A 22,604-nucleotide genomic window follows, 5' to 3' on the forward strand; every position below is an offset into this window, starting at 1 on the left:
AACGGCTGGTCCCATGCTTACAATCATCGAAAATATTCTGGACGAAGAACAGGTCCGGGATTTCAGACAGAAGCTGGAAGTCGCCGAATGGACCGATGGTGCAGAATCCGCAGGCACCCGCTCGGTGAAGGTGAAGCAGAATTTGCAGCTCGGGCGGCAGAACGCGCTTTCGGTCGAACTGGGCAATATTATCCTTCGCAAATTGGGCAATGATCCGCTGTTTATCTCGGCCTCCCTGGCCGAGAAAATCTGGCCCCCCATATTCAATCTCTATCAGAACGGCGGCCATTATGGCACGCACAGCGACGCCGCCCTGATGCGCCTTCCTGAAGCCAACATGACCATCCGCAGCGATCTGTCGGCCACGATATTTCTATCCGATCCGGATGAATATGATGGCGGAGAACTGGTGATCGAGCAGCAATATGGCGCGCAGCCGGTGAAACTGGCTGCCGGTGATATGGTGCTTTATCCCTCATCCAGCCTGCACCAGGTTACGCCCGTCACGCGCGGCCAGCGGATTTGTGCGATCACTTGGATGCAAAGCGCCGTTGCCGATCCGTCTGCGCGGGAATTGCTGTTTGATCTGGACCAGTCGATACAATCGCTAACGCCGGACCGGCCGCATGATGATCCGGATATTGATCGGTTGATTCACGTTTATCATAATATGTTGCGGCGCTGGGCAACAGTATGAACGGTTTTCCGTCGAAGGCGCTGCTGTGGCTCCTCCTTTCAGTCCCCGGAATCCTGATGATCTGGTCCTTCTCGCAAGGGGAAGCACTGGCGATGGATATGCTGCATCCCAGCGGGGAAATGTCGGTCCGGCTGATGATCCTCGCCATGCTTCCCGGGCCGTTATCCGAATTTTTTGGTCTCAATCGCTTTTTCAGGGGCTGGATCGCAATCCGCCGCAATCTGGGCGTCGCGGCTTTCGGTTACGCCATGCTCCATCTGGTTTTTTACATATTCGATATGAACAGCCTTGCTGCGATGGTCGAAGAATTTGGCATTCCGGGAATCTGGACCGGCTGGCTCTCGCTCGTCCTGATGCTCCTCCCCGCAGTGATAAGCTTCAACTATGCGATGCGTAAGCTTGGACGGAACTGGAAAAGGGTTCAGCGGCTCGTCTATCCGGCCCTGATCATAGGGCTGGCGCACTGGATTTTGCTTGATTGGGCGTGGCAGCCAGCAATAGTTCATCTGGCCCCGCTCATAATCGCATGGATTTTACGCTATACCGGCCGCAGACGGCGGCGCCACATGCAACGGAGTATGACATGAGAAAAATTTCCCGGAAATATGCAGCAGCAGCTGCTGCCGCGTTGGTCGCGCTGACGCTGGCGCAACCGGCTTATGCAGATGGCGATATCACATGTAACGCGGGGCCGGCCAAAAACTGGAAGTCGATCACCAAGCTGAAGAAAAAGGCATGGATGGAGGGCTGGGAACTGCTCAAGACCCAGGTCGAGGGAGATTGCTACGAAGTCTATGCCCGGACCGAAAGCGGGCAAGCGATCGAGGCGTTTTTTCACCCCGTCACTCTCAAGAAACTGGTGGTCTACCGGCGCGGCACCGAGATTTACCGGGCCCCGGGATTTACCGGCTAGGGCCATATCGTTCCCGGCTTGACGGACCCTGACCGGCAGCGTCCAACACAGTCTGCTGCTACCGAATGAAAAGCCGGTTGGGCGGATGAGGGTTTTTCCGGCAGCTGATGTTTGAAACCGCCGCGCAAATGTGGACATCTTGACACGCTGTCGTATAAATCTAGACCGCAATAATCCACTGCGCTCGACAAGAGTGGGCTTGGCCAACACAAAAGGGAATTCAACATGCGTGAAGCAGTCATCGTATCCTATGCTCGTACCGGACTGGCCAAAGCGGGTCGCGGCGGCTTCAATATCACGCCTCCGATGACAATGGCGGCCCATGCCATCAAGCATGCCGTCGCGAAATCGGGCGTTGAAGGTGACTTTGTCGATGATTGCATAATCGGCAATGTCGCGCACGGCGCTCCCAATATCGGGCGTAACGCCGCGCTTCTAGCCGGGCTTCCCAAGACAACGGCCGGAGCAACGGTCAATCGTTTCTGTTCGTCGGGTATGCAGTCCATTGCGATCGCGGCAAACCATATCCGCGGCGATGGCGCGGATTGCGTTGTCGCGGGCGGTGTCGAAAGCATCTCGATGCAAGGGCCTCGCGCTCCCGAAGGCAGCATCGACAATGAAATCCTGAAAATTGCGCCAGCAATCTTCATGCCGATGATCGAAACCGCCGATATTGTGGCCGAGCGTTATAATGTCAGCCGCGAATATCAGGATGAATATTCCCTGCAATCGCAGCAGCGCATGGCGAAGGCTCAGGAAGCAGGGCTTTTTGCCGACGAAATCGTGCCGATGCAGACCAGAATGAAGCTGGTCGACAGGGAGACCAAGGAAGAGAGCATCGTCGATTATACGGTTGATCGGGACGAGTGCAATCGCCCGACAACGACGTTGGAAGGCCTGGCCAGTCTGAAGCCGATCATGGGCGAAGACAAATATATCACCGCCGGCAATGCCAGCCAATTGTCGGACGGAGCCGCGGCGGTCCTGTTAATGGAAGCCAAGGAGGCCGAGCGCCGTGGCCTGAAACCATTGGGGCGTTTTGTATCCTGGGCCGTTGCCGGATGCGAGCCGGACGAAATGGGTATTGGCCCGGTATTCGCGGTACCCAAGCTGCTTGAACGGCAGGGACTGACCGTCGACGATATCGATATCTGGGAACTCAATGAAGCCTTTGCCAGCCAGTGCCTGTACAGCCGCGATCGTCTCGGGATTGACCCGGCGAAATATAATGTCAATGGCGGCTCGATCGCAATTGGTCATCCCTTTGGCATGACTGGCACGCGCTGTGCAGGGCACTTGTTGCAGGAAGGGCGTCGTCGCGGAGCAAAATGGGGCGTCGTCACCATGTGCATCGGCGGCGGTCAGGGCGGTGCCGGGCTGTTCGAGATTTATCCCTGACCGCTGACAACAACCGCAGCTCAGTATATTGTAAGGATTAGAAGCAGTTTTGGACCAACTTACAGACGAACAAGTCGAACGCCGGTTATCGGATGCTTTGGCCAACCGCTCCTCCGTGTCTTCGGAGAAGCTGATCGCCGGATTGCTCCGTACCTTCAATCTGAAGGACGATGCTGCTGACGAATTTATATATCCGGCGCTCAATTCAACCGCCCGCGAACGGATTTTTGGCGGTCAGGTGATTGCCCAGGCGATTGTCGCTGCCGATCGCACGGTCGATGGCGAGAAGAATATCCATTCGCTCCATTCCTATTTCCTGCGGGCAGGGGATGAAACCAAGCCGCTGCATTTCCGGGTGCATCGCGATTTTGATGGCCGCAGCATTTCCAACCGCAGGGTCGTTGTCCGGCAGGATGACAAGGTCATTTTCAACCTGACGGCTTCCTTCCAGAAGCCCGCCGAAGGGCTAGCGCATCAAATCAAGATGCCGGATGTCCTGCCGCCCGAACAATGTATGAGCGCGATGGAGCAGATCGCCCGCAACCCACAGGTTTCGGACGAGCATGTCGAGCGGATGAGTATGCCGCGGCCCTTTGATGTCCGCAGCATGCGACCGGAAGGCAAAAGCCGGGACGCGCATCAATATCAGTGGTTCAAGACGGTTGCACCGCTGCCCGATGATCCGCTCATCCACCGCGCGACCCTCGCTTTCGCATCCGATATGGGGTTATTGTCGACGTCGATGATCCCGCACGGATTGCACTGGACGACGCCCGGATTATTCTCGACCAGCCTCGACCATGCGATGTGGTTCCATGATGATTTCAGGATCGATCAGTGGATATGCTATGTCATGGACAGCGACTGGACCGGCCATGAGCGCGGTCTCAATCGGGGTTCACTCTATACCCAGGATGGCATTTTGGTCGCATCAGCAGTGCAGGAAGGCATGATGCGTCTGGTGCCGTCAAAAGACTGATTACGAGAAAAGCGACTTCAGATCCTTCTTCAAAATTTTGCCATTGGCGTTGCGCGGCAGGCTGTCTGAGCGAAACAGGATTTTCACCGGCACTTTGAAATTTGCCAGCCGTTCGCGCACCCATTGCTGCAATTCCGCTTCGCTGGCTGTTTTTCCGGGAGCCAGCTGGACAATGGCGGCCGGTTCCTCGCCCAGCATCTTGTGATCGATACCGATCAAGGCGGCATCCATCACGGCGGGATGATCGTAAAGAACATTCTCGACCTCGGACGAGTAGATATTCTCCCCGCCACGGATGATCATGTCTTTCGCACGGTCAACAATATAACAGAAGCCCTCCTCGTCCAGTCGCGCGAGATCGCCGGTACGGACCCAGCCGTCGACAAACGTGTCGGCGGTCGCTTGCGGGCGCTTCCAATAGCCTTTTACGATCATCGGACCACGGGCCCAAAGCTCACCGACTTCGCCGATCGGCATTTCGGTAGTGCCATCCTCGTCCATCACCTTAAGATCGGCAGCGGCCACTGGCGGTCCGCAACTGGTCGGGCGGTTGAGATAATCCTCGGCGCTGTGCGATGTCACCGTGGCCATGGTTTCGGTCATGCCCCAGCCATTGCCGGGCAGCGCGCCAAAAACTTCAAAAATCTTCCGGGCCAGCTCCGGCGCTGAAGGGGCGCCGCCATAGCTGATCGCATCAAGGGAAGTCAGATCATATTGCGCGCGGTCCGGATGTTCGATCAATTGCCACGCAATGAAGGGCACGCCGCCGGTTGCATTGACCTTTTCCCGTTCGATGATCTTCATCGCCTGGACCGTGTCCCACTTGTGCAGGAAGATCATCTTGTGGCCGCCGTGCACGGTCGGCATCATGGTGGCGGAACAGGCGGTGCAATGGAACATCGGCACCACGGTCAAGCCAACCCGGGTCGTTGCTTCGGGCAGTATATCCCCCCGGCGCAAAGCCTGAGCGGCTCCGGAATAGCCGACGGTGACAGCATTGCTGGTCAGATTGCGATGCGTGCCGAGTGCGCCTTTCGGTTGCCCGGTCGTGCCGCTGGTATAGAAAATCGTCGACGGATCATCCGGTGCAATATCCACTGCAGGCAGATTCTGGTCCGGCAGATCGCCATAGCCATTGGGGAGGCCGATGATATCTTCGAGAGGACGGGCTGGCGTTGCCAATGGGCTCTGGCTGCGCGCGACGATGACATGTTGCAAATCCGGTAGATCCGCCAGATGCGGAGAAATGCGGTCCCATCTCTCGGCATCGCACAGCAATACACTGGTCTCAGAATTCTCCAGACCGAACACCAGTTCCTGATCGGTCCACCATGCATTGAGCGGGACGACAATGGCGCCGATCGCCGTGGCGGCAAAGAAAATCACCGGCCATTCCGGCAAATTGCGCATCGCCAGTGAAATCCGGTCACCCTTGGTCACACCGATTTTCTGAAGTTCCACTGCCAGAGCAGCCACGGCGCGATACCAGTTTTCATAGGTAACGCGTTCGTCTTCAAAAATCAGAAATTCGCTGTCGCCATGGCCGCGCGCATGTTCGGCAAGAGCTGCGAGACTGGGATGGGCATTTTTCCAGACACGGGTCGCGATCCCGTCGATGTCGACCGTCTCCATCTCAAACGGCTGGCCTGGCGCGCAAAGCAATGCTTCGACATCCTTGCGCGAACGTACCGGCCATCCAGCGGGCGATGTCCACTTTTCCAGTGGATCTATTGCTCGAACTGACAAATTCTCTCTCCTAATCGATGAACATGCGGCTATCCGTTAAACTTGCCTCCTGCATCAGCTTTTTCCTGCAGCAGCTTTGCCACCGGCAGATCATGTTTCTTCAAACCGGCAACGACCTTGTCCAATCCAACCGTATCGGCCCAGAACATCGGACCGCCGGTATAGAGCGGCCAGCCATAGCCGTTGATCCAGACGACATCGATATCGCTTGCACGCTGGGCCATGCCTTCTTCGAGGATTTTGGCGCCTTCGTTGACCATCGGATATAGCAGCCGCTCGCGGATCTCGTCCTTGGAAATGTCACGTTGCTGCTTGCCGGCTTTGGCGGCGAATTCGGCGATGATCTGCTTGACCTCATCGGACGGCGTTCGCTGACGCGCCTGATCATAATCATAAAATCCCTTGCCGACTTTCTGGCCCCAGCGGCCCACGGCACATAGAGCGTCGCGCAATGTCTCGACGCGCTCCGGATCCCGATGCCATCCGATATCGAGACCGGCGAGATCGGACATCTGGAACGGACCCATCGGAAAGCCGAACTCGAGCAATACATCGTCGACTTCCCAGTAATTGGCGCCTTCCATGATCATCTGATTGGCCTGTTCCTGACGCGGGCTGAGCATCCGGTTGCCGATAAAGCCGGGGCAAACACCGGATACCGCTGCAACCTTGCCGATTGTCTTCGACAGTTTCATCGCCGTCATCAGAACGTCATCAGCGGTTTTCTCGCCGCGCACGATTTCGAGCAATTTCATCACATTGGCTGGCGAGAAAAAGTGCAAGCCGAGCACATATTCGGGGCGCTTGGTCACCGCCGCGATCTCGTCGATATTCAGATAGCTGGTGTTGCTGGCAAGGATCGCGCCCTGTTTCACAATGCTATCAAGCTTGGTGAACACTTCCTTTTTGACATCCATATTCTCGAACACCGCTTCGATCACCAGATCGCAATCGGCGAGATCGTCATAGGACAGGCTGGGGGTCAAAATGCTCATTGCATCCTCGACCTGCTGCTCGGTCATGCGGCCGCGCTTGGCCGTATTCTCGTAATTTTTACGGATCACGCCAACGCCCCGGTCGAGCGCTTCCTCTTTCAGCTCGACAATGGTGACTGGAATACCAGCGGAGAGAAAGTTCATGCCGATACCGCCGCCCATGGTGCCGGCGCCCAATATGCCAACCTTCTTGATCGGGATAAGATCGATCTTGGGATCGATGCCGTCAATCTTGTTTGCCGCCCGTTCGGCGAAGAAATAATGCTGCATGGCGGCTGCCTGAGTGCCGGTCATCAGCTTGGTGAACAATTCACGTTCTTTTGCGACGCCATCGGCATAGGACATTTCGCCCGCCGCCTTGACTGCTTGAATGCCTGCCTCCGGAGCGTCGAAGCCGCGAATCTTGCGGTTGTTCTGCTGCCGGAATTCGTCGAATATCGCCGGATTTTTCACGCCATCTTCATTGACTGTGCCCTCGGAAGAACGCGGCGGTGCCTTGCCAACCTGTTCACGGGCAAAGGCAATGGCATCGTCGGCCAGACTGTTCTCTCCAACGATCTTGTCGATCAACCCAATGGCATGCGCTTTTTTGGCCGAAATCGGGTTGCCGATCACCACCATCGGCAATGCTGCTTCTGCGCCGACCACGCGCGGCAGGCGCTGGGTTCCGGCGGCGCCCGGGATCAGGCCCAATTTCACTTCCGGCAGGCCGATTTTCGCCGACGGCACGGCAATCCGATAGTGGCAGGCCAGAGCGACCTCGCAGCCACCACCGAGAGCAGTGCCGTGGATAGCCGCAACAACCGGCTTGCTGCTGGCCTCGAGCCGATCAAGCGCCGCACCGAGATCCGGCCCCTTCATAGGCTTGCCAAATTCGGTAATATCGGCACCGGCAAAAAACGTCCGGCCATCACAGCGGATGACCACAGCCTCGACCTCATCGTCTGACAGGGCCTCGTCAATACCGTCGACCAGTCCCTGGCGAACGGCCGCGCCCAGCGCATTGACCGGAGGATTATTGGACAGGATGACCAGAATATTATCATGCTTTTCGGTGGTAACGACAGACATTTTTCTCTCCTACAAGACATGTTTCGGCAGCAAATAGACGTGTTTCTACACGTCAGTTAAGCGCAGCAATTGGACCAGATGTCCGGATATCACAAAGAATGGCGATTGGATATCGGGCTTCTATCATCATCAAATTCAATTGAAAAAACGGGACGTTTCTGTTGTCGTTTTGGCATCGTTATGAGACGCTGGCAGGACTTGAGCTTTGGCCATGATATCAGGCAGCCGGTTATCGAAGCTCAACCGCCCGCTTATAAGCGGCCTCAAGCGTATCGCGGATCTGGGCGGAAAATTCACCCTTTCCGTTCAGCGCGTCGAGACCGGCCGCCGTGGTGCCACCTTTGCTGGTGACATTTTTGCGCAAATCCTCGAGCGACAGGTCGGATTGTAGCGCCAACTCCAATGTTCCGCGAACAGTCCCCAGAACCAGGTTTTTGGCATCTTTCTCACTGAAGCCCAGATTTTCAGCGGCCTCGACATAGGCGCGCAGCATTTCGAAAACATAGCCGGGACCGCTTCCGGCCACCGCAGTCAGGCGATCGAGCATGTCCTCGCTGTCCACCCAGACGATTTCGCCCGAACATAAGGCCAGTCGTTCGATTTCGCCGGAAGCATTTTCGGATACCGCGCCATGGGCATAAAGGCCGCTGACACCCTTGCCGATGACGGCGGGCAGGTTCGGCATGATCCGGATCACCGAGCGTCCCGGCGCATGGGCTGCGAGCTTTGCCGCGGAATATCCGGCCGCTATCGAACTTATCACGCCGGAAGGACTTAATCGCGGTAGATAGGCGGGAAGCACATCATCAATCAGCTGCGGTTTCAGCGCGACGATAAGATAGTCAAAAACCTGCTCGCCCAGTTCCTCGACCGAGCCGACCTGGGATACGCCCTCGGGGAGATCCGGATTGGCAGGATCCGCCACCGTAAATTCATGATCGGTGTTCGCGGCCCAGGCCTTCAGCAGCGCACCGCCCATGTTTCCGCATCCAAGGAGCAATATTTTTGTCAAATTAATCTCTTGCTGTTAGTGATAATATGGTTGTGCAATATGCTTAGTATTCAAAACAGACATGTCAACAAATGCTTATTTTATATAGCTTTCGTGCAAAATTATATGTTTTGATCACTAAATTATTGCACTGGATAGGTTCAATCCCTACCTCCTTCAAAGAGTAATAAGGGCATCAGGTCAAATGGTACAAGGTAAAACAATCGTTGTGAAAGTCGGCTCCAGCCTGCTTGCTAACGAAGAACGGCTCACGCCGCGCTGGGCTTTCATGCATAAATTGCTGGAAGACCTCGCCCGGTTGCGGGAAGGCGGAGCGAAAGTCATCTTATGCTCGTCCGGCTCTGTCGCATTGGGCATGAATATGATTGGCCAGCGACCCGAGACAGCCGGGCTGCGCGACAAGCAGGCCGCCGCGGCCTGCGGCATGCCGCTTCTGCTCAATGCCTATAAGCAGGTTGCCCACGAATATAGTTTTGAAATAGCACAGGTGCTGGTGACCTTGCGCGACCTGGAAGACCGCAAAAGGTTTCTGAATACCAAGAACACGGTCGACCGCCTGCTCGATGCGAATATCATGCCGATCATCAACGAGAATGACACGATCACGACCGAAGAAATCCGGGTTGGCGACAATGACCGGCTGTCAGCGAAAATCGCGCAGATGCTGCAGGCCGACGAGCTGATCATATTGACGCAGGTCGATGGCCTGTTCGACAAGGACCCTTCGGAACCCGGTGCCCAGTTGGTCGAGGAAGTAACCGATGTCTCACCCTATCTCGCGGTGACGGAGGGCGTGAGCAGCCTCGGCAGCGGCGGCATGCTGACGAAAATCCAGGCAGCCCATATGGCGCAAAATGCAGGCTGCGACACGCGGATCGCGCATGGAGAACATGACAATCCGGTAACGTCCGTTTTGAACAATGAAAGACGACACACGAGAATTCTTGCCAATGAGCGTCCCGAATCTGCCTGGGCAAACTGGTTGTCAGACCGTCTGCAAATGGCGGGAAGCATTGTGGTGACCGAGGCGACCGCCGAAGCATTCAAATCCGGCCGGCGGAATATTGGCCGGGAAGATGTGCTCTCCATCCAGGGGCCTTATGTCAAAGGCGATGTGATCCACATTTATGGCGAATCCGGCGACGAACTGGCCAGAGGCCTGACCAATTTCTCGTCCGACGAAACCATGGCTCTGGCCCGAAACCCGACATTGTCGGCCATGCAGCTACTGGGCTATAAAACTCTCGGCACGCTGATTACCGACAAAAATATGGTCGTATTGGATGACCGGCACCTGACCTGGGATTTGCCGGCAAATGAAGTGATGACCGAGGTCATACCCCAAAGCTAGATTTCGCCGACCTCGAGGATCGGAGCGGATTCGAGCTGGCTCGCATCCATCATCACGGCAATGCGCTGGACCGAGGAGATCAGCAGATTCTGTTCCCAGGGTTCCAGTTTCGACAGGGACACCAGAAAGTCTTCCTGCAGCATTTCCGGTGCATTTTCGATACACTCCCGTCCTTTCTCGGTCAGAACGATTTCCACAGAGCGCCGGTCATCTGCGCTTTTTTCACGGGTGACCATCGCGGATTTTTCCAGACGGTCGACAATCGATGTCACTGTGGCATGCGACAGGTGCACCGATTTGGCGATCACCGACGGTTTCGCCCGCCCGTCCTTTTCCAACGCCTTCAGAAGCAGAAGTTGCGGCGTTGTCTGGCCGGTCTCCCGCTCCAGTTTTTTGGACTGCAAATCGATCGCCCGGTTAATCTGGCGCAAGGCGACCAAAAGTGCGTTTGAATTTGACATGGCCAGCCTGATACAGATTTTTCCGTCAATGGCCCAGAATATTGCATATCTCACGACCATTGCGTCAGATTGACCCGCCAGATGAAGGGGCAGGGGGAGTTTTACCGGAAACACTCCTTGTCAGGAAATAATCGCGCGAAGGGATGGCTGGGCTGTTGCAGCGCCGTTCATGCCTGGGCGAAGTTGCGGCTGACCGGTTCCATCGGGTGTAGGCCTTCAGGCCTCGGAGGGGCTCGCAAACAGACTGCCCCAATATTGTTTCGCCCGCCGCTTCCCGCGATATTCCAGCACCGTCAGCGCCGGGATCAGCAATTGCAGGATGATCGCGCCGAATAGCACGCCAAAGCCAAGGCTAGCTGACATCGGAATCAGAAACTGTGCCTGAACACTGGTTTCGAAGGTGATCGGGGCAACGCCCAGAAATGTCGTCAGCGACGTCAGCATGATCGGTCGAAACCGCGATTTGGCACCGTTAATAATCGCTTCCTCAATTTCCATGCCATCGCGCAGATTCTCGTTGATGAAATCGATCAGGATGAGCGAGCCGTTCACGATCACTCCCGACAATGCGATCATCCCGAACATGCTAAGCACGCCGAGCGGCAGGCCAAGGATAAGATGACCGATGAGCGCGCCGATGATGCCAAAGGGGATCACCGCCATGATGATCAGCGGTTGCATATAGGACCGAAAGGGTATCGCGAGCAGCGCATAGATCATCAGCAAAGCGGCAATAAAGGCGAGCCCCAGATCACCGAAAGAATCCTGTTGTTCCTGCTGCTCGCCGCCGAAACTGTAGAGCAATTGCGGATAGTCCGCTTGCAGCTCCGGCATGATTTCATCGGTCAGCGCCTTGGCGATTTCCTGACCGGTCACTATATTCGTGTCGATATCGGCGGTGACCGTCGTGATACGCCTGCCATCGGTCCGGCGGATGATCGCGGGTGCCTGACCAAAGGATACATCGGCCAAAGTGGCAAGCGGGACTTCGCCACCCGGCACGCGGACGCGGAACCGTTCGACATCGACGATCGAGTTGCGTTCCTCTTCGGGCAAGCGGATATAGACGCGCATATCTTCCTGCCCCCGTTGTACGCGCAGCGCTTCGCTACCGAAGAAAGCAGCGCGCACCTGAAGCGCGACATCCTGCAAGGTAACGCCCAGGGATCGGGCCTCGGGCTTCAGCCGGAGCTGAATTTCCTTCAACCCCTGGTCCTGATCGCTCTCGATGTCGAACACGCCGGAAAAGCGGTTCAGCCTGGCCATCAATTTCGTCGAAGCGGCTTCCACCACTGCCGGATCGGGATCTGAAATTTGCACATCGACCGGTGCACCAATGGATATCAGGTCGGAGGCAAAGACCAGCGAGCGCGCCTCGACGATCGGGCCGACGGTTTCGCGCCATGCATTTTCGAAATCCCGCGATGCAAGTTCACGCTGATCGCCGGGAATGAAACTGAACTGGACGCTGGCAATATTGGCTGCAAAACCGCTGCTTTGGGCATTTGGTCCAGTGGCGCGGGGTGCCTGCCCGACAAGAGTGAATATACCGCGCAACGCTGATGGCTCGTCGTCCTCTTGCTCGTCTTCAAATTTGGCATAGGTTTCGCGGCCTTTCTGCTCAATCAGCCGGGCAATTTTTTCGGTTTCCGCGATCGTTGTGCCGGCCGGCATTTCAAGGCTCGCGGTGACAACATCGGCCTCGATGGCAGGAAAGAAGGAACTCTTTATGATACCTGCCGGGATCAAGGATCCTATCACGATGAGCAACGCGACGCTGCCTGCCAATATGACATAAGGCATGCGAACGGCAAATTTCAGAGCCCGGTCAAGCGGGCCGTTGACGAACGCCTGATAAAATTCATCGACCTTGGCCTGAACCCGCTCGAAAAAGCGCGTGACGGGATTGCGGGTCGGCGCGCCGGGGGCTGGCAGGTGGCTCAGGTGATTGGGCAGGATCAACAGGCTTTCGACCAGCGACAGGAAGAGAACGGAAACCACAACCAGCGGAATATCCGCCAATATCTTGCCCATGACCCCGCCGATCGCGAACAGGGGAGAAAAGGCGGCAACGGTGGTCAGCACCGCAAAGATGACCGGCATGGTGACCCGCCGCGCGCCGCTGACTGCTGCGCCCATCCCGGTACGGCCGGCTTCGCGGCGGGCGTAAACGCTCTCGCCGACGACAATGGCGTCATCAACCACCAGTCCCAGCGCAAGAATGAAGCCGAACAGGGAGAACATGTTGATGCTGGACCCGGCAAGGTCTAGCAGGAAGATCGCGCCAATAAAGGTTACGCCAATGCCCAGCGCTGTCCAGGCCGCGAGACGGATGTCGAGGAACAGGGTCAGTGCAATCAACACAAGAAACAGGCCAATGGCTGCATTCTTCAGCAACAGGCTCAGACGGTCATTAAGAAGTTCGCTGTCATCGCTCCAGATCGCATAGGAAATGCCTTCCGGCAGCGAATGGGCAAACGGTCCCTCCAGATATTCCGTGGTCGCACGGGATACATCGAGCACGCGTTCATCGCTGGTCCGGAAAACTTCCACAAAGGCGACGGGCTTGCCATTGTACAGCGACACGAGCTCTGAATCCTCAAATTCGTCCCGAATGTTGGCGATCTGCCCGAGCCGAACCATGGCGCCATTTTCAGTGCTGACCAGCACGATATCTTCGAAATTCTGCTGGTTATAATTCTGCCCGATCGTCCGCACCCGGACTTCTTCGCTGTCGGTATCGATGGAGCCGGCTGGGCTGTCCAGGCTGCTGGCGGCGATAGTCCGCGATATGTCATTGAGCGAGAGTCCGAAGGCTTGCAACGTGTCCTGCGGAACTTCGATCGAAACCTCATAATCGCGAATTGAACTGGTATCGACGAAGGAAATTTCCGGCAGTGCCGCCAGTGAATCCTCCAGCCGGTAGGCTGTCTCCTTCAGGGCATTTTCCGACACATCGCCGAAAATCGCAACCCGGACCACGCTCTGCCGCGTGGTAAGCTCGCGGACATCGGGTTCTTCGGCTTCATCCGGGAAAGATTGAATCTGGTCTATTTCGGCTTTGATATCATCCAGCGCCCGATCGATATCTGTTCCCAGCTCCAGCTCGACAGAAACCGTGCCGATATTCTCGGCGGCATTGGATTTGATCTCTTTGACATTCTCCACCGCCTCGACCGCTTCTTCGATCTTCTGTACGATCGATTCCTCGATCTCGTCCGGCGTAGCCCCGGGATAGGCCACGCTGATCTGGATCGTATCGAGGCTGTTCTCCGCGAACACCTCCTGCACGATGGTCCTGTAGGACATGATGCCGGCAACGATCAGGAAGATCATCAGCAGATTGGCCGCGACACCGTTGCGCGCCATGAACGCGACCACTCCGCGCTGCTCCATTATTTCCTTGCTCGGTCGTTCCGGCGGGGAAGCATCAAGATCGGTTGCGTCCGTCATTTCGCCGGTGTGGCCTTCGATTCCGTTTTTGCCTTGGCCTTGCTGGCGTTCGAGCTCTTTGCTGTTGCACGGGGTTCAACAATTCTGACCTGCAGGCCTTCGGTCGCAACTTTCAGGGTACCGGTAATGGCCACCGGTTTCGGTCCCAGTCCCTTGGTGCTGATCAGCGCCATTTTGTCGGTTCGCTGATATATATCCACGGTGACAATGTGCAATTTCCCGTCTTTCACCAGCCACACCTGGTTGCCCGCCCGCAAAGCCGCCAGCGGCAATATGGCATATTCATCGAGAGCCTGACCGGTGATTTCTGCATCGACAAAGCTGCCGACGAACAGGGGAGGGGCGGAGGACGCAGTCGCTGATTTTCCGCTATTGTCCGCGACAGCGGCTGGCGTGCCACCGCCTATCGGGTTGGGTATGCGCAAAAACACGTCGATCGTCCGGGTCTGCGGATTGAGCAAGCCATTGACGCGATCAACATAGGCGGCCCAGCGATAGCGGATGCCGCCATAATCGGAATATACCGACGCTTCGATCCGGTTGCCGGAACCGGCACGGAACAATTGCGGGATCAGAGCAGCCTCTTTTTCGGACAGGGGAATGACCGCTTCATAATCAGCGGTAGCCACCATCGATCCCAGTGCCTGGCCGGGCTGGACATAGCTGCCCAGGGCGATGTCCTCGGTACGGACAATGCCTGAAAATGGGGCACGAACCACAGTGCGCTGCAGCGAAGTTTGGGCATTGGACAGATTGGCTTGCGCCCTTCTCAGTCCGGCGCGAGCGGATTCCAGTTGCGGCTCCCTTGTCGCCAAGCCGTTGGTAGCGATATTCTGCTTGCCCTGCGGCGCGTTCATACCCGCTTTTCTTGCCAATGCATCGGGTGGTAGAATCTGTGCGGCATAGTCATTGCTGTCCACGCTGGCATAGGCATTGCCGCCGCTGACACCGCGTTGCTGGAAACGGTCCAGCTCGGCTTTCGCCAAAGCCACTTCTTCTTTTGCCTGCAGCACCGAGATGCTCTGGGATGCAACATCGGCCTGCGCCGTTTGCACCGCGTTGCGATAATCCGAAGTATCGATGCGAAAGAGCGTTGCACCGCGCGCGATGCGCTGGCCTTCGCGCAGGTCCGGATTGACATAGACCAGCTTGCCGGCGACCTCTGCCGCCAGGGTCAATTCTTCACGCGCACGGACGGTACCCGCGCCTGTGACCATCAGATTTCCCGAGCGGATTTCCAGCTTCTCGGCCTGGACCAGAGGTACGAGTTCCTCCTGGGGCTTTTCTTCCGGTTCGGAGCGCAGCAAGATCAGGACGGCGGCAATCAATATTGCTCCGAGCAGGATCAGACCGCCGAGTACGCGTTGCCTTTGCACTTAATTATCTCCCTGAAGGGCTGACGGATCGGCCATAATATCCGGCGCGCGAGGAACATTGTCCCAGCTGCCGCCCAAAGCACGGTGAACGCCAAGCCGCGCCAATGCGACGTCGCGCGCGGCAGACGATAATGATGACTGCACCTGATATTGCGCCCGCAATGCATCGAGATAATCGACATAGCTGCCGACCCCATTGGCAAAGCGACGGGATTGCAATTGCGCCGCAGCCTTTGCCTCGTCCAGTTGGGAGAACAGGAAGCGGTAGCGCTGCCGTTCCTCCTCATAGCGTTCGATCGCGGTTGTAACCTCCTGATAGGCGGTAAGGACCGTTCGCGCATAGATGGCAGTCTGCTGCGCATATGCGGCATCCGCGACCTCGATATTGGCCCTGATCCGGCCGCCCTGGAACAGCGGAGCAGTCAAGCCGGCGCCGAGGTTCAGCACCCAATTGTCAAATATGTCGAAAACACCCGATGGCTCACCGGCCTGACTGCCGGTGCCAGCAGAAAGACTGAGCGACGGGAAGCGCTCCGCCTTCCTTGCGCCGAGATTATATCGCGCCGATTCCAGCCGCTGGCCCTCCGCGAACACATCCGGCCGCTGGGCCAAAAGATCAATTGGCAAGCCGGAGGGGACTGGCTCGAAGATCAGCTTCGGGGTCAGATTTTTGCCGATCAGTTCATCCATATCATTGGAATATCTACCGACCAGCACGGCCAACTGTCCTTCCGTCGCCGCCAACTGGGCTTCCCGCTGCGGCAAGCTCGCTTGCGCATTACGGAAATCCTGGCGGACCTGATATAGTTCGAAGGACGTGATCAGGCCGCGGCTATAGCGGTTCTCGCTCTGCTCGACGCGATCACCGAGGATATCGATAATCCGGGTGGTCAGCGCGATCTGGTGACGCGCATCGACAATGTCAAAATAGCTGGTGATGCTCTCGGCCAGCACTGCCAGTCGCACCGCCTGCAGATCGGCGGCAGCGGCAATGGCATCGGCCCGGCCGGCACGCGCATCATTGCGCAACTTGCCCCAGATATCCAGTTCATAGGAAAAGGCGAGGCTGGAAGAATAGGTCTCGTTCTGGAGCCTGCCCCCTCCGGCTATAGCACCAAAGCTGGTACCTGCCGTCGGGGAATCCGAATAGTTGCTATCCAGCCCGGCATTGATCTGCGGGAACAGACCACTTTTGGAAATACGCGCCCGCGCTTCTGCAGCACGCAATCTTGCCGACGCTTCTGCCAGATCAAGATTCTTGGTCAGCGCTTCGTCGAGCAGATTATTGAGCACCGGATCCTCGAATGCGGTCCACCAGCCGGCTGATTGATAGGCGCCATCGGCTTCGGACTGATTAAATGCCCCAGGGATGCCCGCAGCGATGCCGGGCCCAGCGGACTCGGGGGCAAGGCTCGCACAACCGCTGGTCGCGAACGCCACCGCAAATAGCAAGTATCGAGGGCGAGTGAGTTGTTTTTGCAAAAGTTCATCCGCGGTTGAATCCGCTTGGCCTTTACCAAGCGTCAATAATATGTCATCAATAAAATTGAACGTCAACGTTTAAATTGAACGCTATCGTTCAATTTAATGGATTGCATAGACTGTGAAGGGAAGGGACCGTGACAAGCACGGAAATCGTAAAAGAACGGACAGACCGGCCCTCCAGCCAGCGCAAAATTGCCAAAATTCTTGCCGCTGCCCGCACGGAATTTTTCGCCAATGGCTTTGCCGGGTCAAGCATCGAAGCGATTGCGGCGCTTGCCGAAGTATCGAAAGTCACCGTTTACAGCTGGTTCAACAGCAAGGAAAATCTGTTTGTTGAAGTGGTCAAGGCGGAATGCCGCCATATGAGCGAGAGTCTGGTTGGCGACAATCTGAAGACCAAAACGCTTCGCGAAACCCTGATATTTGCAGCCGAAAATATGCTGACCGCCCTGATGGATGATGAGAGAATCCGGTTCGACCGCATATTGGCTGCGGAAGTGAACCGTGATCCCAAGATCGGCGAATATTTTCTCGAAAATGGTCCCCGCGTATTGCTGCAAAATCTTGGTGATCTTTTGAAAATCTCGCAAGAAAAAGGTGAAATCCAGATTGCGGATCTGACCGCGTCAGCGGAGATGTTCGTGAGCCTGGTCATGGGCAGAATTGATCTGTTCCTCCGCTATGGCGAGAAAATAAAGCTGACCACGCCGCAAAAACGCGAACGCGCCAAGCGCGCGGTCGACGCCTGGATGCTGATCCACCAGAAATAGCAAGCTGCGCCGCGCGCGCGGCTATTCCCGGACCGCGCTCAGCGCTGCCCCGGCTGCAAAGGGCGTGATTGCGACCAGCAGCAGGGAAATGGCCGACAGAAACAGCAGGGCACTGCTGCCCTGCGCCGACAGGCTGCCCGCACCAAAGATCAACAGCGGGATGGCCAGCGGAACCAGCAGCAACCCGCCAAGCGCGCCCGCGCCTTTCAGGCCGGCGGTCAGCGCCGCGATCATTACCGCCAGACCGGCCAGAGCCGGTGTTGCAATCGCCAGACTTGCCAGCAAAGTCCCGAGAGCGGCGCCTTCCAGTCCCATCAGTCCGCTGGCCAGAAAGGCCGCGAGCAGCAGCGGCGGACCGAAGGCCAGCCAGTGCGACACCAGCCGTGCGGCAGCAATCATCTCGTCGGACAGGCCGCGCACGATCATCTGGTCATAGACGCCATTTTCAAGATCGGGCTGGATCAGCCGGTCGAGCGGCAACAAGGTCGCCAGCAAGGCCGCGATCCACAATATCCCGCCGCCGGTCTGCAGCAGCAGCGCACGGTCAGGCCCGACGGCAAAGGGAAACAGCGTCGCTGCCGAAAGATAGAATATCACCGGCAGCCAGGTCCCGCCGCTGGCATAGCTTTGCCGCACATCGCGCCAGATGATCGTGGCGATGCTGTTGATCACAGACATGCCTCCAATTCTAGCAATGGCTCAAGCGTCAGGTTGAAATCAACACCGATCGGCAGCGGGATATGACTGGCCGCTAGAATGATCCCGCCATCGTCCAGATGGCTTTGCAGCACCCGCCCCAGTTGACCGACCGAATCCGTGTCGAGTCCATTGGCTGGCTCGTCGAGCAGCCATAGCCGGGCCGCCGCCAGATAGGTTCGCGCCAGCCGCGCTCTCTGTCTCTGTCCGGTCGAAAAATAGCGCACCGGCACTTCCGCCAGATGGCCCAGGCCCGCACGCTTCATGGCCGCGGCAACATCGGTCGGTCCCTTGCCATCCAGCTTCGCCCAGAAGTTCAAAGCCTGTTCCAGTGGCAGATGCTCGTCAAGCGCCAGCCTGTCATCGCACAGGGCTTTTGTCTTGGGCGCTATAAAGGATCCCGTCGACGGCTGGAGCAGGCCGGCCATTAGCCGCAACAGGCTCGATTTGCCGACGCCATTGGGGCCGGTGAGCAATCCGGCCTGTCCCGGTTCCAGAGAAAAAGTCAGGTGACGGAACAATAGCCGCCCGCCGCGCACGCAGCTTATCGCCTCGGCCAATAGCCGATCGCCGCTTCCGGTTGATTGTCCCTTGTTCATCGCACAGACTTAAGACATGGATTGGCGCGAAAGCCAAGCAAGGAGCAATAAATATGGTGGCGCAACTGAATGACGACGAACGCAAAGCGGCTCTGGCTTCGCTGTCGGACTGGCAATATGACGCGAAGCGTGACGCAATCAGCCGCTCTTTCAAATTTTCCGACTTCACCGAAGCCTTTGCCTTCATGACCCGCGTTGCCCTGCATGCGGAGAAGGCCGATCATCATCCCGAATGGTTCAATGTCTACAATCGTGTCGACATATTGCTCACCACCCATGACGCAGGCGAAAATGGCGGCCTGTCGCAGCGCGACCTGGATCTGGCAAATATAATCGAGACTTGCCTCTAGGCGCTATTTTTCTTCCGATCCGGCCAGAACATCACCGAGATTGCTGGCGAGGCTGACCGACTGCTTGCGCACCCGACCGGGCATCCAGCGCGCGGCAAAGGCCAGCTGTTTTGCCATTTTGTTGACCGGCGTGTGAAGCTTGTCGCCATGGACAGCGCTCCAGGCAGCGGGCCCGATGATCGCAACCGGGCTGACCATGACGCCTGCTTCTTCCAGCCGTTCCTTGCCGCTCTGGTTGGTGCCCTCGACGACTTCGGAAATGATATTGGTGTCGATGAAACCCGGCATCAGCGAGCGCGACTTGATGCCATATTTGCGGAGCTCGATATCATGCGATTCGGCGAGGCCGCGCACGGCAAATTTGGTTGCGCTGTAGACGCTGAGGTCGGCGACGCCATAGATGCCGGCTGCCGATGCGGTATAGAGGATACAGCTGTCGGGCGTGCTCTTGAGCATATCAAAACAGGCGCGGGTGCCGCTGATCACGCCGGTCAGGTTGATCGCGATCATCCGGTCGATAGCGGCGTCCTCCATTTCCTGGATCGCTCCGCCTTCGCCAATGCCGGCATTGTTGAACAGGACATTCATTTTGCCGCCGGTGATCGCGCCAAATTCGGAGACCGCCTGTTTCCATTGCGCCCGGTCGGTCACGTCCAGCTTGTGGATCGAACTCTGGCCTTCGGGTATCAGCGCTGCCGTTTCGGCCATGCCCTTGTCATTGATATCGGCAATCCCGACGAACCAGCCCTTTTCGGCAAAATAGCGACCGACTTCACGGCCAAGACCGGACGCGCCGCCGGTGATGAAAATCGATTTCTGTCCGTTTTGATAGCCCATGGTCCCGCTCCATTATCCTTATTAACATTGATGTTCATTCGAGCGGTTTTTGACGCGAACGTCAAGCGAAGTTGGACATGCAGTGCAAAGCGCGCCACTATATATTCCGATGCCTGTCTCTGGTCCTTCCATTCGTCTGCAACAGGTGACCCGCCATTACGGTACGGTTCGCGCGGTTGATTCGGTTTCGCTGGAAATCGCGGCGGGCAGTCTGGTTGCTCTGGTCGGTCTGTCCGGCTCGGGAAAATCGACCCTGCTGAAAATGATCAACCGGCTGGTCGAACCGGACAGTGGAGAGATTTTCCTGGGTGACGAACCTGTCGACTCGATTGATCCCCATATCCTGCGTCGCCGCATCGGCTATGTTTTTCAGAATATCGGCCTGTTTCCGCACATGACGATCGCGCGCAATATTGCCATCGGGCTGGAACTGGCGGGCGAGACAGAGGGCAGGGCCGCGCGCGTCGCCGAATTGCTCGATCTCGTCGAATTGCCGCAGGACATCACCCGCCGCATGCCGGATCAGCTGAGCGGTGGCCAGCAACAGCGAGTGGGTGTGGCCCGCGCGCTGGCGACGCGGCCCGGCCTGATGCTGATGGACGAACCCTTCGGTGCGCTTGACCCGGTGACGCGCGATAGCCTGACCGAGCAATATAAGGCGCTGCACGAGCGGCTCGGCCTGACGACCATAATCGTCACCCATGATATGGCCGAAGCGCTCTATCTGGCGGACCGTATCCTCGTAATGGAAGATGGCCAGATCAGGGCGGATGCCACGCCCGCCGAACTATTGGCGGGCAATGTCGGCGAAGAAGCCGAAGCTCTGGTCGCCATTCCCCGCGCGCAGGCCGCGCATCTCATCGCGTTGAGCAAATTGTCATGACCGAGGCGTGGCAACAGGCCCTGGCCCGCGTGCCGCAATTGCTCGCTGCCCATATCCAGATCAGCGTTTCCGCACTGGCCCTGGCGATGATCATCTGCCTGCCGCTGGCGATCTGGGCCGCGCGATCACCCCGCGTGGCTGCGGTAGCACTGACCATCGCCAGCCTGATCCAGACGATCCCCGGACTGGCCTTGCTGGCGCTTTTTTATCCATTGCTGCTCGGCGTATCGGCGCTGGTCGGCGGCGGGATTTCCGCTTTTGGTTTCCTGCCGGCGCTACTGGCACTGACCCTCTACGCGTTGCTGCCAATCCTGCGCAATGCAGTGACCGGATTGGACGGTGTCGATCCGGCGGCCAAGGAAGCGGCGGATGGTCTCGGCATGACCAGCAGCCAGAAATTATATTATGTCGAAGCACCGCTCGCCGCGCCCACAATCATGGCCGGAATCCGCACCGCTGCGGTATGGACTATCGGTGCGGCAACGCTTTCCACCACGGTTGGCCAGCCCAGTCTCGGCGATCTGATCTTTGCCGGACTGCAGACGCAGAACTGGACGCTGGTGCTGGCGGGTTGCCTGTTTTCTGCGGTACTCGCCATTTCGGTCGATCTGCTGCTCGGGCTGATCGAGCGCGGCATCCGCGAGCGCCGCCGGATATTGGCGTGGGTGGGTATGGCGATTATCGCGGCGGGATTATTGGTCGCAACATTGCCGCTGATGATCGCGCGCGACAATATTGTGGTGATCGGCGCCAAGGGATTTTCCGAACAATATATACTTGCGCGGCTTATCGGGTCGCGGCTGGAAGAAGCTGGCTATGCTGTCCGCTACCGCGACGGCCTCGGCTCTGCTGTGGTCTATCAGGCGCTGTCGGAAGGCGATGTCGATGTCTATGTCGACTATTCTGGCACGATCTGGACCAACCAGATGCAGCGCACCGACAGCCAGCCGAAATCAGCGATGCTCGACAAGATCGCAAAATGGTCCAGCGCAAGCCATGGCGTCAAAATGCTTGGCGCGCTGGGTTTCGAAAATAGCTATGCCTTTGCCGTGCGGCCGGAAGACGCCAGCACAAAATCGCTTCGCACATTGGATGATCTCGCACGGGTGTCGAGCGATTTCAATTTCGGTACCGATGTCGAATTTCTCGAACGGCCAGAGTGGCGGATGGTCCAGGACGCCTATCCGGTTCGCTTCAAAAATGCCCGGTCGTTCAGTCCGACCTTCATGTATCCGGCCCTTGCCAGTGGCGAAGTGGACGTGATTTCTGCCTTTTCATCGGATGGACGAATCGCGGCGAATAATTTTGTCATACTCAAGGACACGAAGGGTGCCGTGCCATCCTATGAAGCGATCATGTTGCTCGCCCCGAAACGGGCCAGCGACGATCAATTTATCGCGGCACTAAATCCATTGATCGGTGCAATCACGGTGGAAAACATGCGCGAAGCCAATTATACGGTTGACCGCGAGGACGACAAGAAAACACCAAGGCAGGCAGCACGCTGGCTGAATGACAAATTGAAGGAATGA

20 protein-coding genes are annotated in these 22,604 nt (G+C 57.3%); 10 read left to right on the forward strand and 10 right to left on the reverse strand.

Features of this window, described 5'->3' with window-relative positions:
• Positions 1–13 precede the first annotated feature (13 nt).
• The 5 genes from AZE99_RS03130 (at position 14) to AZE99_RS03150 (ending at position 3,987) form a co-directional block, all read left to right on the forward strand.
• Complete coding sequence (locus AZE99_RS03130; protein WP_067198008.1) at positions 14–697, forward strand: Fe2+-dependent dioxygenase; 684 nt, start codon at positions 14–16, stop codon at positions 695–697.
• Positions 694–1,284: a sulfite oxidase heme-binding subunit YedZ gene (locus AZE99_RS03135; RefSeq protein WP_067198010.1), complete on the forward strand. Its 591-nt coding sequence runs from the start codon at positions 694–696 to the stop codon at positions 1,282–1,284. Before AZE99_RS03130 ends, AZE99_RS03135 begins: the two co-directional genes overlap by 4 nt.
• Positions 1,281–1,610: a PepSY domain-containing protein gene (locus AZE99_RS03140; protein WP_067198011.1), complete on the forward strand. Its 330-nt coding sequence runs from the start codon at positions 1,281–1,283 to the stop codon at positions 1,608–1,610. The genes AZE99_RS03135 and AZE99_RS03140 overlap by 4 nt, the downstream gene beginning before the upstream one ends.
• Before the next feature lie 225 nt (positions 1,611–1,835).
• On the forward strand, positions 1,836–3,008 hold the full coding sequence (locus AZE99_RS03145; RefSeq protein ID WP_067198013.1) for a thiolase family protein: 1,173 nt from the start codon (positions 1,836–1,838) through the stop codon (positions 3,006–3,008).
• 49 nt (positions 3,009–3,057) lie between these two features.
• The gene (locus AZE99_RS03150; RefSeq protein ID WP_067198014.1) at positions 3,058–3,987 is read left to right on the forward strand and encodes an acyl-CoA thioesterase; all 930 of its coding nucleotides are present in this window, start codon (positions 3,058–3,060) and stop codon (positions 3,985–3,987) included.
• On the opposite strand, the gene AZE99_RS03155 is transcribed toward AZE99_RS03150, so the two are convergent.
• The 3 genes from AZE99_RS03155 to AZE99_RS03165 all read right to left on the reverse strand — a co-directional run bounded on the left by AZE99_RS03155 (position 3,988) and on the right by AZE99_RS03165 (position 8,811).
• Entirely contained in the window at positions 3,988–5,733 is a 1,746-nt protein-coding gene (locus tag AZE99_RS03155) for a class I adenylate-forming enzyme family protein (protein WP_443027798.1), read from the reverse strand. It lies immediately after the preceding gene.
• A gap of 29 nt (positions 5,734–5,762) precedes the next feature.
• On the reverse strand, positions 5,763–7,799 hold the full coding sequence (locus tag AZE99_RS03160) for a 3-hydroxyacyl-CoA dehydrogenase NAD-binding domain-containing protein (RefSeq protein ID WP_067198018.1): 2,037 nt from the start codon (positions 7,797–7,799) through the stop codon (positions 5,763–5,765).
• Between the two features lie 229 nt (positions 7,800–8,028).
• Positions 8,029–8,811 carry a pyrroline-5-carboxylate reductase family protein gene (locus AZE99_RS03165; protein ID WP_231862681.1) on the reverse strand — a complete coding sequence of 261 codons (783 nt, stop codon included), beginning with the start codon at positions 8,809–8,811 and terminating at the stop codon, positions 8,029–8,031.
• A gap of 184 nt (positions 8,812–8,995) precedes the next feature.
• Between AZE99_RS03165 and proB the strand changes: the two genes are divergently transcribed.
• Entirely contained in the window at positions 8,996–10,162 is a 1,167-nt protein-coding gene (gene proB, locus AZE99_RS03170; RefSeq protein WP_067198021.1) for a glutamate 5-kinase, read from the forward strand.
• Here proB and AZE99_RS03175 read toward each other — a convergent pair.
• The 4 genes from AZE99_RS03175 to AZE99_RS03190 all read right to left on the reverse strand — a co-directional run bounded on the left by AZE99_RS03175 (position 10,159) and on the right by AZE99_RS03190 (position 16,934).
• Positions 10,159–10,623: a MarR family winged helix-turn-helix transcriptional regulator gene (locus AZE99_RS03175; RefSeq protein WP_067198023.1), complete on the reverse strand. Its 465-nt coding sequence runs from the start codon at positions 10,621–10,623 to the stop codon at positions 10,159–10,161. The two genes, proB and AZE99_RS03175, sit on opposite strands and share 4 nt — an antisense overlap.
• Before the next feature lie 216 nt (positions 10,624–10,839).
• Positions 10,840–14,076: an efflux RND transporter permease subunit gene (locus tag AZE99_RS03180; RefSeq protein WP_067198025.1), complete on the reverse strand. Its 3,237-nt coding sequence runs from the start codon at positions 14,074–14,076 to the stop codon at positions 10,840–10,842.
• Entirely contained in the window at positions 14,073–15,452 is a 1,380-nt protein-coding gene (locus tag AZE99_RS03185; protein WP_067198027.1) for an efflux RND transporter periplasmic adaptor subunit, read from the reverse strand. Before AZE99_RS03185 ends, AZE99_RS03180 begins: the two co-directional genes overlap by 4 nt.
• Positions 15,453–16,934, reverse strand: a complete 1,482-nt coding sequence (locus tag AZE99_RS03190) for an efflux transporter outer membrane subunit (RefSeq protein WP_231862682.1) — start codon at positions 16,932–16,934, stop codon at positions 15,453–15,455.
• A gap of 137 nt (positions 16,935–17,071) precedes the next feature.
• On the opposite strand from AZE99_RS03190, the gene AZE99_RS03195 reads away from it, so the two are divergent.
• Complete coding sequence (locus AZE99_RS03195; RefSeq protein WP_067198030.1) at positions 17,072–17,707, forward strand: TetR/AcrR family transcriptional regulator; 636 nt, start codon at positions 17,072–17,074, stop codon at positions 17,705–17,707.
• Positions 17,708–17,728: 21 nt separating this feature from the next.
• Here AZE99_RS03195 and AZE99_RS03200 read toward each other — a convergent pair whose 3' ends face one another.
• Together AZE99_RS03200 and ccmA are read right to left on the reverse strand one after the other, a co-directional pair.
• Positions 17,729–18,376, reverse strand: a complete 648-nt coding sequence (locus tag AZE99_RS03200) for a heme exporter protein CcmB (RefSeq protein ID WP_156472320.1) — start codon at positions 18,374–18,376, stop codon at positions 17,729–17,731.
• Positions 18,376–19,002, reverse strand: coding sequence for a heme ABC exporter ATP-binding protein CcmA (ccmA, locus tag AZE99_RS03205; RefSeq protein WP_067198034.1), 627 nt, complete (start codon positions 19,000–19,002; stop codon positions 18,376–18,378). Before ccmA ends, AZE99_RS03200 begins: the two co-directional genes overlap by 1 nt.
• A gap of 53 nt (positions 19,003–19,055) precedes the next feature.
• Between ccmA and AZE99_RS03210 the strand changes: the two genes are divergently transcribed.
• Positions 19,056–19,352: a 4a-hydroxytetrahydrobiopterin dehydratase gene (locus AZE99_RS03210; protein ID WP_067198036.1), complete on the forward strand. Its 297-nt coding sequence runs from the start codon at positions 19,056–19,058 to the stop codon at positions 19,350–19,352.
• A gap of 3 nt (positions 19,353–19,355) precedes the next feature.
• Here the strand turns inward: AZE99_RS03210 and AZE99_RS03215 are convergent, their stop codons facing one another.
• On the reverse strand, positions 19,356–20,189 hold the full coding sequence (locus AZE99_RS03215; RefSeq protein WP_067198037.1) for an SDR family oxidoreductase: 834 nt from the start codon (positions 20,187–20,189) through the stop codon (positions 19,356–19,358).
• A 109-nt stretch (positions 20,190–20,298) separates the two neighbouring features.
• On the opposite strand from AZE99_RS03215, the gene AZE99_RS03220 reads away from it, so the two are divergent.
• The gene (locus AZE99_RS03220; protein WP_067198039.1) at positions 20,299–21,072 is read left to right on the forward strand and encodes an ATP-binding cassette domain-containing protein; all 774 of its coding nucleotides are present in this window, start codon (positions 20,299–20,301) and stop codon (positions 21,070–21,072) included.
• The gene (locus tag AZE99_RS03225) at positions 21,069–22,604 is read left to right on the forward strand and encodes an ABC transporter permease/substrate-binding protein (RefSeq protein ID WP_067198041.1); all 1,536 of its coding nucleotides are present in this window, start codon (positions 21,069–21,071) and stop codon (positions 22,602–22,604) included. The genes AZE99_RS03220 and AZE99_RS03225 overlap by 4 nt, the downstream gene beginning before the upstream one ends.

Origin of the sequence: Sphingorhabdus sp. M41, assembly GCF_001586275.1 — a bacterium.
GTDB lineage: Bacteria > Pseudomonadota > Alphaproteobacteria > Sphingomonadales > Sphingomonadaceae > Parasphingorhabdus.

What these genes read in the sequence shown, in the direction of transcription:
- AZE99_RS03220 (WP_067198039.1), top strand. Translation starts at nt 20,299, where the DNA reads ATGCCTGTCTCTGGTCCTTCCATTCGTCTGCAACAGGTGACCCGCCAT.
- AZE99_RS03215 (WP_067198037.1), bottom strand. Translation starts at nt 20,189, where the DNA reads ATGGGCTATCAAAACGGACAGAAATCGATTTTCATCACCGGCGGCGCG.
- proB (WP_067198021.1), top strand. Translation starts at nt 8,996, where the DNA reads ATGGTACAAGGTAAAACAATCGTTGTGAAAGTCGGCTCCAGCCTGCTT.
- ccmA (WP_067198034.1), bottom strand. Translation starts at nt 19,002, where the DNA reads ATGAACAAGGGACAATCAACCGGAAGCGGCGATCGGCTATTGGCCGAG.
- AZE99_RS03175 (WP_067198023.1), bottom strand. Translation starts at nt 10,623, where the DNA reads ATGTCAAATTCAAACGCACTTTTGGTCGCCTTGCGCCAGATTAACCGG.
- AZE99_RS03135 (WP_067198010.1), top strand. Translation starts at nt 694, where the DNA reads ATGAACGGTTTTCCGTCGAAGGCGCTGCTGTGGCTCCTCCTTTCAGTC.
- AZE99_RS03225 (WP_067198041.1), top strand. Translation starts at nt 21,069, where the DNA reads ATGACCGAGGCGTGGCAACAGGCCCTGGCCCGCGTGCCGCAATTGCTC.
- AZE99_RS03210 (WP_067198036.1), top strand. Translation starts at nt 19,056, where the DNA reads ATGGTGGCGCAACTGAATGACGACGAACGCAAAGCGGCTCTGGCTTCG.
- AZE99_RS03180 (WP_067198025.1), bottom strand. Translation starts at nt 14,076, where the DNA reads ATGACGGACGCAACCGATCTTGATGCTTCCCCGCCGGAACGACCGAGC.
- AZE99_RS03160 (WP_067198018.1), bottom strand. Translation starts at nt 7,799, where the DNA reads ATGTCTGTCGTTACCACCGAAAAGCATGATAATATTCTGGTCATCCTG.
- AZE99_RS03145 (WP_067198013.1), top strand. Translation starts at nt 1,836, where the DNA reads ATGCGTGAAGCAGTCATCGTATCCTATGCTCGTACCGGACTGGCCAAA.
- AZE99_RS03140 (WP_067198011.1), top strand. Translation starts at nt 1,281, where the DNA reads ATGAGAAAAATTTCCCGGAAATATGCAGCAGCAGCTGCTGCCGCGTTG.
- AZE99_RS03130 (WP_067198008.1), top strand. Translation starts at nt 14, where the DNA reads ATGCTTACAATCATCGAAAATATTCTGGACGAAGAACAGGTCCGGGAT.